The sequence below is a fragment of the Pseudomonas sp. A-1 genome, assembly GCF_004801855.1.
Lineage (GTDB): Bacteria > Pseudomonadota > Gammaproteobacteria > Pseudomonadales > Pseudomonadaceae > Geopseudomonas.
The window spans coordinates 27,541-43,891 of the sequence record NZ_SSTC01000015.1; the positions used below are offsets into that span (position 1 = coordinate 27,541).

Consider the following 16,351-nt stretch of genomic DNA (forward strand, 5'->3'; position numbering starts at 1 on the left):
AGCGCGAGCTCCGCACAATCGTCAACAGATCAAGCTTTGCATGGCCTTCGAACTCGCCCTGGAACCCCTGTCCCTGCTACTGCTGATCGGCGTGGCCTTCACCGCGGGCTTCATCGATGCCATCGCCGGCGGCGGCGGTCTGCTGACCATTCCGGCCCTGCTCACCACCGGCCTGCCCCCTCACCTGGTGCTGGGTACCAACAAGCTGTGCGCCACCTTCGGCTCGGCCACGGCCGCCTGGACTTTCCACCGCCGCCGGCTGTTCAGCCCACGCCAATGGTGGCGGGGCCTGCTCGCCACCGCCATCGGCGCGCTGCTCGGCGCCTGGGGTGCCCATCTGCTGCCGGCCGACTGGCTGAATCGGATGCTGCCGGTCGTGGTATTCGCCTGCGGCCTGTATCTGCTGTTCAATCCGACGCCACGACCGGACACCAGCAGCGCCCCACCGCCACAGCGCCGACAGTGGCCGCAGGGCCTGACCCTGGGCTTCTACGATGGCATCGCCGGGCCCGGCACCGGCGCCTTCTGGACGGTGAGCAGTCTGCTGCTCTACCCGCTCGACCTGCTGCGCGCCAGCGGCGTGGCGCGCAGCATGAACTTCGTCAGCAACGCCATGGCCCTGGCGGTATTCATCGCCGCCGGCCAGGTCGCGTGGGCTCTGGGCATCGGCATGGGCCTGGCGCTGATGCTGGGCGCCTTCCTCGGCGCGCGCACGGCCATCCGCGGCGGCTCGAAACTGATCCGTCCGGTGTTCATCTCGGTGGTACTGGCGCTGACCGCGCGCCTAGCCTGGCAGCACTGGTTCGGCGTCGCCTGAGCGGCGCGCCAGGTGCAGGTCGATCAGATAACGGGCGATGGAGCCACGGGCCGGCAGCGGCGGCAGGGCATCGACGCGGAACCAGCGTGCATCCTCGATCTCCTCCGGCTGCGGCACGATCTCGCCGCCGGCGTAGTCGGCATGGAAACCGAGCATCAGCGAATGGGGAAACGGCCAGTTCTGGCTGGCGATGTAGCGCAGGTTGCCGACCTCCACCGCCACCTCCTCGCGCACCTCGCGGTGCACGCAGGCCTCGATCGACTCGCCCGGCTCGACGAAGCCCGCCAGGGTGCTGTAGACGCCGCTGACGAAACGCGGCGAGCGGGCCAGCAGCAGCTCGTCGCCGCGACTGACCAGCACGATGATGCTCGGTGACAGGCGTGGATACTGCTGCAGCTGGCAGTGCGGACAGGCCATCGCCCGTTCGCCGGCCAGCGCCTGCAGCGGCGCACCGCAACTGCCGCAGAAGCGGTGCTGGCGGGCCCAGGTACCGACCTGGGCGGCATAGCCGAGCATGCGGAAGGTGGCGAAGTCGCCCTCGAGCATGAACTGGCGCAGCCCCTTCCAGAAACCGCCGGCGGGCGACTGAAGCGCCTGATCGTCCAGCTCGAGGACGAACACCGCCTCGCCGTCGAGGCGGCCGATACCGTGCTCGGCGAGGATGCCGAAGCCTTGCGCCTTCAGCCAATCGCGAGGGAAGAGGACGCCCCTGGCGTCGCAGAGAAACTGCTGGCGGCAGTGCGCCAGCGCCCAGCCTCCCGGCTGCGCGGGGTCGATGACCGCCGGCTGCCAGGAGTGCCGGGACATCAGGCAGCGACCTGCATGCCCAGCGCGCGCACGCTGTCGGCGGCGAGGTCGAGCACGTCCTGCTGGCCTTCCGGCCGCAGGTTGGCGCCACCTTCGAGGAAGAACTCGAGACTGGTCAGGGCGTCGGCCAGGGTCTCCAGCATCTGCTCGGAGGGGATCTGGGCGTTCTCGATCATGTGCCGCTGGATGTAGTCGGCACAGGCGCCGACCAGTTCGGCGGCCCGCTCCAGACCGAGGAACCACAGGCCGCCGCGCACCGCCTGCAGGCTGGTCGGTACGTTGGCCAGGTTGAGCTTGTCGCCGCTGGATTCGAGGTAGGCGGTGATGGCGCGCTTGGCCAGCGCCAGGCCCGCCTGAGCCTCGTCGATGACCACGATGCGCGCCTCGACCAGCTGGTGCGAAGCGTAGGAGTCGCCCTGCGTCGCACCGGCGATCTGCACCGTGCTGGCCTGACGCTTGCGCTGCTCGCTCTGCTCGAGGGTGGCTACCATGCTTTCCATGTACAGCAGGGCATCGGCCAGGCGCAACAGTTCGGCCGCCGGCGGCGTGTCGCTGCGCGAGCACCAGCTGCCGACCATCTCCACCTGCGCCTGCAGGGCATTGGCCGCCGAACTCAGACCGACCATGCCGAGGGTCTTGGCCAGCTTGCCGACCTGCGCATGCAGACCGACCCTGGCTTCCTGCTGCGCGGCACCGCGCTCGATCAGATCGAGTGCGTCCTTGACCCCGGCCAGCTCCTCGCGGATCGCCAGCGACAGCGAGCGCATGACCTCTTCACCGGGCCCGGACAGGCGCCTTGATTCCTCTTCCAGCAGGTGGTCGGTGAACGGCAACGGCGCCAGGCCGAACACCCGGCGCATCTCGCTGGCGCGCTCGCCCTGGGTACCGGCCAGCGCCACCATGTACAGCAGCTCCTTGAGCAGGCTGCGCGGCGCCTCGAACTGCTGGTTGCCCAGCAACTGGCGCAGGTCGCGGTCGAGGCGCGACAGCAGCTGCTTGCGCGAGCGGGTCGGGCGCATCCGCCCATCGGCCATGGCTTCCAGTGCCGCGGCACCGATCCAGCACAGGCGCGAGCGCTCGCGCCCGCCGAGCAGGTCGTCGAGGCGCCCGAGAGCGCGCGACATCAGTTTGAGCGCGGCGGCCAGGTTCTGCTCGCGCAGCACGTTCATCAGGCCCAGCTGATACATCTGGCGCAGGCGGCCGCCGTCGCGGTTGGCCACCCCCGGCTGGATCTCGATGTTGCGGCGCGGCGGCCGCGGCTGATCGAGACGGACGCTGAAGAAGTAGCATTCCGGCAAAGCCGGCTGGCCGGTGGACAGCCGCACCTCGTTGATGATCGGCAGCAGCAGCTCGGGGATTTCCTGGCGGTGGTTGTCGATGCCCTCCAGGTAGCGGCGCAGCACGAACAGCGCCTTGCCCAGCGCGGCCAACTGACCGTCGCGCTCCTGGCCGGCACCGACCGGGATGTCGGTGGCCAGCAGCAGGGCCTCCTGGGCCAGCAGCTCGGCGCCGGCCAGCTCGATCAGCTTGAGGATGCCGCGGATCTGCTGCAGGTACTCGACTGCCTGCTGCAGCAGGCTGACGTTGAGTCGATCGGCGATGAACTGCTCGAGGCTCTGCTCGGCCTGCTCGATGGTGGCGAACAGTTCGTTGCGCACCAGACCAAGGGACGTGGCTCCGGTTACCATGCGCTGCTTCCGCCTCCCACGCGGTACGAATCGGGCTGCCTGGCCACTTCCTGTGACCTGGCAACGTGCAAGCGGTGATCATCCTGACTGCTGGTGAGTGCTTTCGCCTCAAGCCATCGCGACATGGGCGCGCCTCCGGGCAGAAACTCGACGTCGGGGCGACCCCCTGGCCACCCACTTTTTAGATGCTGGCACTATAACAAGCCTGGCGACAAAGGCGAATCCGACCATAGTGATCCAGATCACGGCAGCCTCGGGTTGCCCTCGCTCAGACGCGGATGCAGTCCACGGTATTGCGGCGCTGACCGTCGACCTGCGTGTGCTGCAGCCCGTGGACCTCGGACTCGAAGCCCGGAAAGGCCTGCTCGAAGCGGCGGGAGAACTGCAGGTAGTCGATGATCGGCCGGCAGGCGGCGGTGAAGCGCTCCCCCGGCATGATCAGCGGGATCCCCGGCGGATAGGGCACCAGCATCACCGCGGCGATGCGCCCCTCCAGCGCCTCCAGCGGCACCGCCTCGACCTCGCCGCGTACCAGATGATCCCAGGCTGCGGCCGGCTTCAGGGCCAGCTCCGGCAGATGCGTGTACATGCGGCTGAGCGCCCGCGGCACGCGGTTGTCTCGATAGCAGGCATGCAACTGCTCGCACAGATCGCGCAGACCGAGCCCCTGGTAGCGCAGCGGATCGACGCGGGCAATCGAGGGCAGCGCCTCGACCAGCGGCGCATTGGCGTCGTACAGGCGCTTGAACTCGAGCAGCTCGGTGACCAGCGTGCTCCACTTGCCCTTGGTGATGCTCAGCGAGAACAGCACCAGCAGCGAGTAGAGACCGGTCTTCTCCACCACCACACCGCGCTCCCAGAGGAACTTGCCGACCACCGCCGCCGGGATGCCCCGCCCCTGCAGGCTGCCGTCGGCGCGCAGGCCGGGCATCACCAGGGTGACCTTGACCGGATCGAGCAGCACGTAGTCCTCGGCCAGGTCGCCGAACCCGTGCCAGGACGCCTGCGGCGCCAGCAGCCAGTCGCCGGTCTGCACCTGTGCCGCGGCATCCACCCCCTCCGGCTGCCAGATGTCGAACCACCAGTCGCCGGACGGCAGGCTGCCGCGCAGGTTGGCCATGGCGTGGCGGAAGGCCAGCGCCTCGTCGAAGGTCTCCTGGATCAGCGAGCGCCCGGCAGGCCCCTCCATCATCGCCGAGGCCACGTCCAGCGAGGCGAGGATGCCGTACTGCGGCGAAGTCGAGGTGTGCATCATGAACGCCTCGTTGAAGCGCGCCACATCCAGACGGCGCTGGCCGCCGTCCTGCACATGGATCATCGAGGCCTGGCTGAAGGCTGCCAGCAGCTTGTGCGTGGAGTGGGTGCCGAACAGCAGCGGCTCGTCACCAGCCCCGCGCGAGGTACCCATGGCGTAGCGCCCGGCATAGAACTCGTGGAACGCGGCGTAGGCGTACCACGCCTCGTCGAAGTGCAGCACCTCGACGCTGCCGGCCAGCGTGCGCTTGATCAGCTCGGCGTTGTAGCACAGGCCGTCGTAGGTCGAGTTGGTCACCACGGCGAGGCGGACCTTCGCCTCGCGGCCCCGGGCCAGCGGACAGGCGGCGATCTTGGCGGCGATCGCCTCGCGGCTGAACTCGGCCAGCGGGATCGGCCCGATGATTCCCAGCTCGTTGCGTGCCGGATTGAGGTACAGGGGGATGGCGCCGGTCATGATCAGCGCGTGGACCGCCGACTTGTGGCAGTTGCGATCGACCAGCACCAGGTCGTCGCGGCCGACCATCGCCTGCCAGACGATCTTGTTCGCCGTCGAGGTGCCGTTGATCACGAAGAAGGTGTGGTCGGCGCCGAAGTTGCGCGCCGCGCGGCGTTCGGCCTCGGCCAGCGGGCCGGTATGGTCGAGCAGCGAACCCAGCTCGGGCACCGACACCGACAGGTCGGAGCGCAGGGTGTTCTCGCCGAAGAACTGGTGGAAGGCCTGGCCCACCGGACTCTTGCGATAGGCCACGCCACCGCCGTGCCCCGGGGTGTGCCAGGAATAGTGGGACTCGGCGGTGTGCTGCACCAAGGCGCGGAAGAACGGCGGCAGCAGGCCGTCGAGGTAGCTGCGCGCCGCCCGCGCCACCTGGCGGGCGTGGAAGGACACGGTGTCCTCGAACAGGTAGAGGATGCCGCGCAGCTGGTTGAGCTCGGCCATCGCCTCGGGCGGCGCGTTCTCGATGGTGACCTGCTCGCCGAGGGCGAAGATCGGCAACTGCGGGGCGCGCAGACGCGCGGCACGGACCAGCTCGACCACGTCCTGCAGCAGTCGCGGGTTGTCGCCCGCCCCCTCGGCGGCGACCAGGATGCAGGCCAGGCCGTGCTGCGAGGAGGCGACTATGCGTCCCTCGCGGGCGCTGGCGGTGGCGAGGACACTGAAACCGTCCTGCTCCAGCTCGCCGGCGATGCCGCGCACCCGCTCGCCGGCCACGCTGTCGGCCTTGATGTCGCGATGGACGATGAGTACCGGAAACTTCAGGTCCTTGTACATGCGCCAGCTTCCCCGGACGCGCAGGCTCCGCCTGCCGATGCCTTGAGGTTAGCCGCCCCGGCGCCGCGGCGAAACCCTCGTCAGTGCAGGATCGGCGCCTCGCCTTCGGCCGGCTCGAGCTGCTGCCACAGCGCCGGGCCGCCGCTGGACTTGGCCACCGCCGCCAGGCGGGCGGCGTGCTGCTCGAGTTCCGCGGCGCTGGCGCGGATCACCCGGACGCGCGGCCGGTCGGCAGGCAGGCGGCGGATCTCCGACACCTGCGGTCCGTTGCCGCCCTCGCCCTCGCTGTTCTGCCCGGCCAGCGACAGGCTGGTCTGGCCGCCGGTCATCGCCAGGTAGACGTCGGCGAGGATCTCGGCATCGAGCAGCGCGCCGTGCAGATCGCGCCCGGAGTTGTCGACGCCATAGCGCTTGCACAGGGCATCGAGATTGTTGCGCTGCCCCGGATGCCGCTCGCGGGCCATCAGCAGGGTGTCGAGCACCGTGCAGTGGTCGAGCACCTCGCCCAGCCCGGGGCGGTCGCTCAGGCGGGCAAACTCGTGATTGATGAAGCCGATGTCGAACGCCGCGTTGTGGATGATCAGCTCGGCGCCCTTGATGAACTCGAAGAACTCGTCGACCACCTCGCGAAAGCGCGGCTTGTCGGCGAGGAACTCGTTGGTGATGCCGTGCACCGCGATGGCGCCCTCGTCGACCTCGCGCTCGGGGTTGATGTAGACGTGGAAATGACGCCCGGTCAGGCGCCGGCCGATCAGCTCGACGCAGCCGATCTCGATGATGCGGTGCCCTTCGCGGGGCTCGAGGCCGGTGGTTTCGGTATCGAGGACTACGTAGCGCATGGGAAATATCTGCCTGCAGGTGAATCGAGGGACAAGACGCCGTCACACGGCCTGGCGCGAGCCGTTGACCTCGGCGACGCCGCGATTGGCCAACTGGTCGGCCCGCTCGTTGCCGGGATGGCCGTTGTGGCCGCGCACCCAGTGCCAATGCACCTCATGGCGGCCGACCTGCTCGTCCAGCGCCTGCCAGAGGTCGGCGTTCTTCACCGGCTGACGTGCCGCGGTCTTCCAGCCGCGCTTCTTCCAGTTGGGCAGCCACTCCCTGATGCCCTTCATCACGTACTCGGAGTCGGTGGTCAGCTCCACCCGGCACGACCGGTTGAGCGTGGCCAGGGCGCGGATGGCCGCGGTCAGCTCCATGCGGTTGTTGGTGGTCTGCGCCTCGCCCCCCCACAGCTCGCGCTCGACGCCCTTGTAGACCAGCAGGGCCCCCCAGCCGCCCGGGCCGGGGTTGCCCTTGCAGGCGCCATCGGTATAGATCTCGACACTGTCACTCATGGTTGTGCTTGCTGCCTGGATGACGGCCGACCTTGGCCACGGGAACCGGTCGCAGCGGGCTGACCGTGGCCCGGCGCGGCTGCGGCAGCGGCCGCAGGCCGGCGACCAGCTTGCGCGCCGTGAGCAGATAGAAGCCGCCACCGGGCAGTTGCAGGTCCTGCGCCCAGGGCTCGATGCCGAGCAGACGCGCCTGCCAGCGCTGCGAGGAAAGCGGCGGACAATAGCATCCGAAGCGGCGTTTCTCCAGCGCGAAGCCGAGCAGGCGCAGCCAGTCGGCCAGGCGCGCCGGCGAGATGCAGCGCGCCTGCGCCAGCACGTCGCCGGCCAGAAAATGGCGCAGGCCCCACAGGCTCCGGGGATGGATGCCGACCACCAGCAGGTGGCCGCCGGGGCGCACGCAGCGGGCCGCCTCGCGCAGCAGCTGGTGCGGCGACACGGCGAAATCCAGGGCATGCTGCAGCAGCACCACGTCGGCGGCATGCTCGAGCACCGGCCAGGCATCCTCCTCGCAGGCGATCTCCACGCCGGGCAACGGCGCCCCGAGGCGGACGCTGTGGCTGAGCTGCTGCAGCGGCGGCAGACCGGCGCCGGCGAAGCCGTAGTGCAGCAGGAAGCTGCCGAACAGCGCATCGAGCTGCTCGGCCAGCAACCGCTGCTGGCGGGACAGCAGCAGGCCGCCCAGCGGACCGGAGAACCAGGCATGGGCATCGCGCTGCAGGGCCAGCCAGGCGGTGTGGCCCGGGCGAGGGAGCTGCTCGTTCATGAATCCTCCCGTCTGGCGCCAGAGACGACTGGCGACCTAAGATGCCGGATCGACTCAGCATAACGGCTCGCCTGCCCATGATACAGATCACCGCCCTGCCCGCCTTCAGCGACAACTATATCTGGCTGTTACAGGACCCGGCCCGGCAGCGCTGCGCCGCGGTCGACCCCGGCGACAGCGCACCGGTGCTGGCCTGGCTGGCCGCCCATCCGGACTGGCTGCTCACCGACATCCTGGTCACCCACCACCATCAGGACCATACCGGCGGCGTCCTCGAGCTCAAGGCCCGCACCGGCGCGCGGGTGCTCGGCCCGGCTCTCGAGGCCATTCCCGGCCGCGATGTCGCCCTCGAGGACGGCCAGAGGATCAACGTCCTCGGTCTGGAGTGGCAGGTGCTGCATGTCCCGGGGCATACCGCCGGCCATGTCGCCCTGTTCACCGAGGGCGTCGGCCAGCCCGTGCTGCTCTGCGGCGACACCCTGTTCGCCGCCGGCTGTGGCCGCCTGTTCGAGGGTACCGCCGCGCAGATGCACGCCTCGCTGCAACGTCTGGCCAGCCTGCCGGGCCCGACCCGCGTCTATTGCACCCACGAGTACACCCTGGCCAACCTGCGCTTCGCCCTGGCCGTCGAGCCGGACAACCAGGCCCTGCAGCAGCGCCAGCGCGAGGCCGCCGCCCTGCGCGAGCGGAACCTGCCGACCCTGCCGTCCACCCTGAGCCTGGAGCTAGCCACCAACCCCTTCCTGCGGGCGAACGAGCCGGCCGTGCGCAAAAGCTGCGCGGAACACGCCGGCAGCGCGCCGACGACGGCGGAGACGGCGTTTGCGGCATTGCGCGCCTGGAAGGACAACTTCCGGTAACATTCGGGCGCTGGTGCAAACTTGACCACCGCAAAGGGCGGTTCCTAGAATCGCCCGACTTTTTACCCGGGAAAGTCACCAGCCGATGCCGCCACCAACGCCTCCGGGCCTCGCCGCCTACCTGCAGCCCCGCGCCATCCGCCTCCTGCTGGTCGCCCTGCTGCTGGTCATCGCCGGCTGCCAGAGCCGTGGTGGCAGCGATGCCGGCAGCGACACCGAGCGTGCCGTCCAGGTCGGCAAGTCGATCGAATGGAGCAAGGCGCTGCAGCAGCCCGAGAAGCCCCGTCACGAGGACATCTGGGAACGCATCCGCGCCGGCTACAAGCTGCAGGACCAGATCGGCACCAACCCGCGCGTCGAGCGCCAGCGCTTCGGTCTCGCCAGCCGGCCAGGCTCGATCCAGCAGATCGCCGAACGCAGCGGCCCCTACATCCACTACATCGTCGAGCGCCTCGAAGAGAACGGCATGCCGCTGGAGCTGGCGCTGCTGCCGATGATCGAGAGTTCCTACAATCCGCAGGCCTACTCGCCGGCCCACGCCGCCGGCCTCTGGCAGTTCATCCCCTCCACCGGCCGCCACTTCAACCTGCGCCAGACCAACTGGTACGACGGCCGCCGCGACATCCTCGCCTCCACCAATGCGGCGATCAGCTACCTCAAGCGCCTGCACGACATGTTCAACGGCGACTGGCTGCTCGCCCTGGCGTCCTACAACGCCGGCGAGGGCACGGTCAGCCGCGCCATCGAGCGCAACCAGCGCCAGGGCCTGCCGACCGACTACTGGAACCTGCCACTGCCCAGGGAAACCCAGGACTACGTGCCCAAGCTGCTGGCCGTGTCGCAGATCATCCAGAGCCCGGCCGCCTACGGCGTCAGCCTCGCGCCGATCGCCAACGAGCCCTACTTCGAGAAAGTCGCCATCCGCCACCAGCTCGACCTGTCGAAGGTGGCCGCGATGGCCGATGTCGACAAGGACGAGCTGTACCAGCTCAATCCGGCATTCAAGCACGGCATCACCCTCGACGGCCCGCGCCACCTGCTGGTGCCGGTGGACAAGGCCGAGGGTCTCAGCGAGAGCCTCGCCCGCCTGCGGCCGGAGAGCCTGGTGCAATGGCAGCGCTACCAGGTGCGCAGCGGCGACAGCCTGCACGACATCGCCAACCGCCACCACGTCACGGTCACCACCCTGCGCGACATCAACCGCCTGTCCGCCAATCGCGTGCGCGTCGGCCAGACCCTGCTGATCCCGCAGACCGCCGACAGCCCGCCGACGGCCCCCCTGTTCGAGCGCAGCCCGCAGCCGGTCGCCGAGGCGCCGACCAAGACCGCGGCGCCCCGCAGCTACCGGGTGCGCCGCGGCGATAGCCTGTGGAGCATCGCCCGGCAGCACAAGGTGACCGCCGCCGACCTGCAGCGCTGGAACCGGCTCAAGGGCCGCAACCTCAAGGCCGGCCAGGTCCTCACCCTGCACCTGACCGACACCACCGGCCAGACCTCCAGCGGCAACACGCGCCACTCGGTCACCTACTACAAGGTACGCCGCGGCGACTCCCTCGCCGCCATCGCCGAGCGCTTCTCGGTGCACACCCGGCATCTCAAGGAGTGGAACCCCTCCCTGGGCCGCACGCTGAAACCGGGGCAGACCCTCACCCTCTACCTGCCGCGACGCTGAAAATCCGCGGCGAGGCCTCCCGGAGCCACCCTTTTTCCAGCCGATACAAGCTGTTACTGTAGCTTTCCCAACCTCCAAGATTGCCACGGACCGGACCCTCGCCCGATGAGTCGTCTCCTCGCCCTGCTGCTCGGTCTGGCCGCCTGCCTGCCCGCTGGCGCTGCCGTCATCGAACGGCACGGCTATGCCCAGTTCGGCTCCCTCAAGTACCCGGCCAACTTCAGCCATTTCGACTGGGTCAACCCGCAGGCGCCCAAGGGTGGCAGCGTACGGCTGATGGCCGCCGGCACCTTCGACACCCTCAACCCCTATACCCTCAAGGGCAGCAGCCCGGTCGGCACGGCCAACTTCCTGCAATACGGCATCAACGAGCTGAACGCGCCGCTGATGGTCGGCACCGGCATCTACGACCCCTCGGGCGACGAGCCGACCTCCAGCTACGGGCTGATCGCCGTCTCGGTCGAATACAGCAAGGACCGCAGCTGGGTGGTGTTCAACCTGCGCCCCGAGGCGCGCTTTCACGACGGCCACCCGATCACCGCCGCCGACGTGGCGTTTTCCTACCGCCTGCTGAGCCGCGACGGCCACCCGCAGTACCGCACCGCGCTGCAGGAAGTGCGGCGGGTCGACATCCTCGGCAACCAGCGCATCCGCTTCGTGCTCAAGCGCAGCGGCAACCCGTTGCTGATCCTGCGCCTGGGCGAGCTGCCGGTGCTGCCCGAACACTACTGGCGTGATCGCGACTTCAAGGCCACCACCTACGAGCCGCCGCTGGGCAGCGGCCCCTACCGCATCGCCCAGGTGGTGCCGGGGCGGCGCCTGGTGTTCGAGCGGGTCAAGGACTGGTGGGGCAAGGACCTGCCGGTCAACCGCGGCAAGTACAACTTCGACCGAGTCGAGGTGGAGTTCTACCGCGACAACCATGTGGCCTTCGAGGCGTTCAAGGCCGGCGAATTCGACTTCTACATCGAGAACCAGGCGAAGAACTGGGCCAACGGCTACGACATACCGGCGGTGACACGCGGCGAGATCGTCAAGGCGGAGATTCCCCACCGTATCCCGACCCAGACCCAGGCGCTGTTCATGAACAGCCGCCGAGCCCATTTCGCCGACGTGCGGGTGCGCGAGGCCATGGCCCTGCTGTTCGACTTCGAATGGAGCAACCGCACGCTGTTCAACAACGCCTACAGCCGCGCCACCAGCTACTACCCCAACAGCGAGTTCGCCGCCGACGGCCTGCCCCAAGGCGAGGAGTGGCTGCTGCTGTCCCCGTACCGCAAGCAGCTGCCGGCGGAGCTGTTCACCGCGCCGCCACGGATGCCGCAGACCGACGGCCACGGCATCCCGCGCGAGACCCTGCGCCACGCCCTCGACCTGCTCGCCCGGGCCGGCTGGAAACTCTCCGCCGGCGGCCTGGTCAATGGCCGTGGCCAGCCGCTGCGTTTCGAGATCCTGCTGGTCAACCCGGGGCTGGAGCGCATCCTCCAGCCGTATCGCGACAACCTCGCGCGTATCGGCGTGCAGGCCAGCCTGCGCACCGTCGACCGTGCCCAGTACAAGCAGCGCATCGACGGCTACGACTACGACATGATCCTGATGACCCTGCCGCAGACCCTGAGCCCCGGCCTGGAGCAGTGGCAGTATTTCCATTCCAGTCAGGTCGGCGTGCGCGGTGGCCGCAACTATGCCGGAGTCAATCATCCGGTGATCGATGCCCTGCTCGACAAGCTGCTCGCCGCGCAGACGCGCAACCAGCAGGTGGCCGCCACCCGCGCCATCGACCGGGTACTGCTGTCGCAGCACTACAGCATTCCCAACTGGTACAGCGACCATCATCGCCTGGCCTGGCGCAACCGCTTCGACCATGTCACCACGCCCCCCTATACCCTGGGGCTGCGCGCCTGGTGGCTCAAGACCCCGGAGAACCGCAGATGACCGCCCTCCCGCGCTGCACCCGCCTGCTCGCTGCCGGCCTCCTGCTGCTCGGCCTCGCCGGCCACGCGGGGGCCGCCGCCCGGCATGCCGCCACCCTCTACGACGAAGCCCCCAAGTACCCGGCCGACTTCCACCACTTCGCCTACGTCAATCCGGAGGCGCCCAAGGGCGGCACCCTGCGCCAGGCCGGCTTCGGCGGCTTCGACAGCCTCAACCCGTTCATCAACAAGGGCGTGGCCGCCGACGAGATCGGCCTGGTCTACGACACCCTGACCAAGCGCAGCCTGGACGAGCCGTTCACCGAGTACGGCCTGCTCGCCGAGAGCATCGAGAAGGCGCCGGACAACCGCTGGGTGCGCTTCACCCTGCGCCGCGAGGCGCGCTTCCACGACGGCACGCCGGTGACCGCCGCAGACGTGGTGTTCACCTTCGACACCCTGATGAAGGATGGCTCGCCGCAGTACAAGGCCTACTACGCCGACGTGGAGAAGGCGGTCGCCGAGGATGGACGCACGGTGCGCTTCGACTTCCGCCACGGCGGCAACCGCGAACTGCCGCTGATCGTCGGCCAGCTGCCGGTGCTGCCCAGGCACGCCTGGGAGGGCCGTGAATTCAATCGCACCAGCCTCGAGCCGCCGCTGGGCAGCGGCCCCTACAAGGTCGCCGAGGTGCAGGCCGGGCGCAGCATCCGCTACGAGCGGGTCAGGGACTGGTGGGGCAAGGACCTGCCGGTCAACCGCGGCCAGTACAACTTCGACAGCCTGGTGATCGACTACTACCGCGACAACACCGTGGCGCTGGAGGCGCTCAAGGCCGGCCAGTTCGACTTCTGGGTGGAGACCAGCGCGAAGAACTGGGCCACCGCCTACGACTCGCCGGCGATCCACGACGGCCGACTGATCAAGGAGGAGATCGCCAACCACAACCCGGCCGGCATGCAGGGCTTCATCTTCAATCTGCGCCGCCCGCTGTTCCAGGACGTGCGCGTGCGCGAGGCCCTCGGCCTGCTGTTCGACTTCGAGTGGACCAACCGCCAGCTGTTCTACGGCGCCTACACCCGCACACGCAGCTACTTCGAGAACTCCGAGCTGGCCTCCCGCGGCACGCCCTCGCCGGCCGAGCTGAGACTGCTCGAGCCGTGGCGCGAACGCCTGCCGGCGCAGGTGTTCGAAGCCGAGTACCAGCCGCCGCAGAGCGACGGCAGCGGAGTGATCCGCGAACAGCGCCGGCGCGCCTTCGAGCTGCTGCAACAGGCCGGCTGGCGGCTGGAGAACGACCGCATGCTCGATGCCACGGGCAAGCCGGTGACCATCGAGTTCCTCCTCGCCCAGGTCGAGTTCGAGCGCGTGCTGCTGCCGTTCAAGCGCAACCTGGCCAGCCTCGGCATCGAGCTGCAGATCCGCCGCGCCGACGTCTCCCAGTACATCAACCGTCTGCGCTCGCGCGACTTCGACCTGATCGTCGGCGGCTTCAGCCAGTCCAGTTCGCCGGGCAACGAGCAGCGCGAATACTGGCATTCCAGCAGCGCCGACAACCCCGGCAGCCGCAACCTGATCGGCCTCAAGGATCCGGCCATCGACGCCCTGGTCGAGGGCCTGATCAAGGCCGACAGCCGCCAGGCGCTGATCGACCACACCCGGGCACTGGACCGCGTGCTGCTGTGGGGCCACTACGTGATCCCCAACTGGCACATCAAGACCTGGCGGGTGGCGCGCTGGAACCGCCTCGGGCACCCTGCGGTGGCGCCGCTGTACGACATCGGCCTGTACACCTGGTGGGCCAGACCCGACGGCCAGGCGCCGCTCGCCGCCAGCGGCCAGAAGGAGTAACGCCGGATGCTGGCCTATATCCTGCGCCGCCTGCTGCTGATCGTGCCGACCCTGTTCGGCATCCTGCTGATCAACTTCATCATCATCCAGGCCGCCCCCGGCGGCCCGGTGGAGCAGATGATCGCCAAGCTGGAAGGCTTCGACGCCGCCGCCGGCGGCGCCACCGGGCGCATCGCCGGCGGCGGCGCCGAGGTGGCGGCGGCCGGCAATACCTACCGCGGCGCCCAGGGCCTGGACCCCGAACTGATCGCGGAAATCGAGCGCATGTACGGCTTCGACAAGCCGGCCAGCGAGCGTTTCTGGATCATGATCCAGAACTACCTGCACTTCGACTTCGGCCAGAGCTTCTTCCGCGACGCCACGGTGATCGAGCTGATCGCCGAGAAGATGCCGGTGTCGATCTCGCTGGGGCTGTGGAGCACGCTGATCATGTACCTGGTGTCGATCCCGCTGGGGATCGCCAAGGCCATGCGCCACGGCAGCCACTTCGACGTGTGGACCAGCACGGCGATCATCGTCGGCTATGCCATCCCCGCCTTCCTGTTCGCCATCCTCCTGATCGTGCTGTTCGCCGGCGGCAGCTACTTCGACTGGTTCCCGCTGCGCGGCCTGACCTCGAACAACTTCGACGAGCTGAGCCTGTGGGGCAAGATCGCCGACTACTTCTGGCACCTGGCGCTGCCAGTGACCGCGCTGGTGATCGGCAACTTCGCCACTCTGACCCTGCTGACCAAGAACAGCTTCCTCGACGAGATCGGCAAGCAGTACGTGATCACCGCGCGCGCCAAGGGCCTCTCCGAGCGCCGTGTGCTCTACGGCCACGTGTTCCGCAACGCCATGCTGATCATCATCGCCGGCTTCCCCTCGGCGTTCATCGGCATCTTCTTCACCGGCTCCCTGCTGATCGAGGTGATCTTCTCCCTCGACGGCCTCGGCCTGCTGAGCTTCGAGTCGGCGATCAACCGCGACTATCCGGTGGTGTTCGGCACCCTGTTCATCTTCACCCTGCTGGGACTGATCGTGAAACTGATCGGCGACCTGACCTACACCCTGGTCGATCCGCGCATCGACTTCGAAAGCCGGGAGGGCTGAGCCATGGCCCTCTCGCCCATCAACCAGCGCCGCTTCGCGCTGTTCAAGGCGCACCGGCGCGGCTGGTACAGCCTGTGGCTGTTCCTCGGTCTGTTCATCCTCAGCCTCGGCGCCGAGCTGATCGCCAACGACAAGCCGCTGCTGGTCAGCTACGACGGCCAGTGGTACGCGCCGGTGCTCAAGCGCTACCCGGAAACCGCCTTCGGCGGCGAGTTCCCACTGGAGGCCGACTACAAGAGCCCGTACATGCGCGAGCTGATCGAGTCGAAGGACGGCTGGATGCTCTGGCCGCCGATCCCCTACAGCTACGACAGCATCAACTTCGAGCTCAAGGTGCCGGCGCCCGCGCCGCCCTCGACCGAAAACTGGCTGGGCACCGACGACCAGGGCCGCGACGTGCTGGCGCGGGTGATCTACGGCTTCCGCATCTCGGTGCTGTTCGCCCTGATCCTGACCCTGGCCAGTTCGGTGATCGGCGTCGCCGCCGGCGCGCTGCAGGGCTTCTACGGCGGCTGGGTCGACCTGATCGGCCAGCGCTTCCTGGAGATCTGGTCGGGCCTGCCGGTGCTCTACCTGCTGATCATCCTCGCCAGCTTCGTCGAACCGAACTTCTGGTGGCTGCTGGGCATCATGCTGCTGTTCTCCTGGATGAGCCTGGTCGACGTGGTGCGCGCCGAGTTCCTGCGCGGGCGCAACCTCGAGTACGTGCGCGCCGCCCGCGCCCTGGGCATGGGCAACGGCGCCATCATGTACCGCCACATCCTGCCCAACGCCATGGTCTCGACCATGACCTTCATGCCGTTCATCCTCACCGGCGCCATCGGCACCCTGACCGCGCTGGACTTCCTCGGCTTCGGCCTGCCGCCCGGCGCGCCGTCGCTGGGCGAGCTGGTCGCCCAGGGCAAGTCCAACCTGCAGGCGCCGTGGCTGGGGATCAGCGCCTTCGCCGTGCTGGCGCTGATGCTGACCCTGCTGGTGTTCATCGGCGAGGCCGCGCGCGATGCCTTCGACCCGAGGAAGTGAG

13 protein-coding genes are annotated in these 16,351 nt (G+C 68.7%); 7 read left to right on the top strand and 6 right to left on the bottom strand.

Annotated features, from left to right (window positions below):
• Positions 1-40: 40 nt before the first annotated feature.
• Positions 41-817 (top strand): TSUP family transporter, encoded by a 777-nt coding sequence (locus tag E5198_RS05040; protein ID WP_136488923.1) that lies wholly within the window; start codon positions 41-43, stop codon positions 815-817.
• On the opposite strand, the gene nudC is transcribed toward E5198_RS05040, so the two are convergent.
• From nudC to E5198_RS05070, 6 genes are all read right to left on the bottom strand, one after another.
• Positions 785-1,624: an NAD(+) diphosphatase gene (gene nudC / locus E5198_RS05045; RefSeq protein WP_136488924.1), complete on the bottom strand. Its 840-nt coding sequence runs from the start codon at positions 1,622-1,624 to the stop codon at positions 785-787. The two genes, E5198_RS05040 and nudC, sit on opposite strands and share 33 nt — an antisense overlap.
• Positions 1,624-3,312, bottom strand: coding sequence for a ferrous iron transporter B (locus E5198_RS05050; protein WP_136488925.1), 1,689 nt, complete (start codon positions 3,310-3,312; stop codon positions 1,624-1,626). Before E5198_RS05050 ends, nudC begins: the two co-directional genes overlap by 1 nt.
• 268 nt (positions 3,313-3,580) lie before the next feature.
• The gene (locus E5198_RS05055) at positions 3,581-5,839 is read right to left on the bottom strand and encodes an Orn/Lys/Arg decarboxylase N-terminal domain-containing protein (RefSeq protein ID WP_136488926.1); all 2,259 of its coding nucleotides are present in this window, start codon (positions 5,837-5,839) and stop codon (positions 3,581-3,583) included.
• Between the two features lie 80 nt (positions 5,840-5,919).
• Positions 5,920-6,678: a DNA polymerase III subunit epsilon gene (gene dnaQ / locus E5198_RS05060; protein WP_136488927.1), complete on the bottom strand. Its 759-nt coding sequence runs from the start codon at positions 6,676-6,678 to the stop codon at positions 5,920-5,922.
• 42 nt (positions 6,679-6,720) lie between these two features.
• Complete coding sequence (gene rnhA / locus E5198_RS05065) at positions 6,721-7,176, bottom strand: ribonuclease HI (protein WP_136488928.1); 456 nt, start codon at positions 7,174-7,176, stop codon at positions 6,721-6,723.
• Complete coding sequence (locus tag E5198_RS05070; RefSeq protein WP_136488929.1) at positions 7,169-7,939, bottom strand: class I SAM-dependent methyltransferase; 771 nt, start codon at positions 7,937-7,939, stop codon at positions 7,169-7,171. The genes rnhA and E5198_RS05070 overlap by 8 nt, the downstream gene beginning before the upstream one ends.
• Positions 7,940-8,016: 77 nt before the next feature.
• Here E5198_RS05070 and gloB point away from each other — a divergent pair, with 77 nt between their 5' ends.
• From gloB to E5198_RS05100, 6 genes are all read left to right on the top strand, one after another.
• Entirely contained in the window at positions 8,017-8,799 is a 783-nt protein-coding gene (gene gloB, locus E5198_RS05075) for a hydroxyacylglutathione hydrolase (RefSeq protein WP_136488930.1), read from the top strand.
• A gap of 85 nt (positions 8,800-8,884) precedes the next feature.
• Positions 8,885-10,471, top strand: coding sequence for a LysM peptidoglycan-binding domain-containing protein (locus E5198_RS05080; protein ID WP_136488931.1), 1,587 nt, complete (start codon positions 8,885-8,887; stop codon positions 10,469-10,471).
• Between the two features lie 105 nt (positions 10,472-10,576).
• Positions 10,577-12,406 (top strand): extracellular solute-binding protein, encoded by a 1,830-nt coding sequence (locus E5198_RS05085; RefSeq protein ID WP_136488932.1) that lies wholly within the window; start codon positions 10,577-10,579, stop codon positions 12,404-12,406.
• On the top strand, positions 12,403-14,235 hold the full coding sequence (locus tag E5198_RS05090; protein WP_136488933.1) for an extracellular solute-binding protein: 1,833 nt from the start codon (positions 12,403-12,405) through the stop codon (positions 14,233-14,235). The genes E5198_RS05085 and E5198_RS05090 overlap by 4 nt, the downstream gene beginning before the upstream one ends.
• Before the next feature lie 6 nt (positions 14,236-14,241).
• Positions 14,242-15,327, top strand: coding sequence for a microcin C ABC transporter permease YejB (locus E5198_RS05095; RefSeq protein ID WP_136488934.1), 1,086 nt, complete (start codon positions 14,242-14,244; stop codon positions 15,325-15,327).
• Positions 15,328-15,330: 3 nt separating this feature from the next.
• Positions 15,331-16,350 (top strand): ABC transporter permease, encoded by a 1,020-nt coding sequence (locus E5198_RS05100; protein ID WP_136488935.1) that lies wholly within the window; start codon positions 15,331-15,333, stop codon positions 16,348-16,350.
• The last annotated feature ends 1 nt before the right edge of the window (position 16,351 follow it).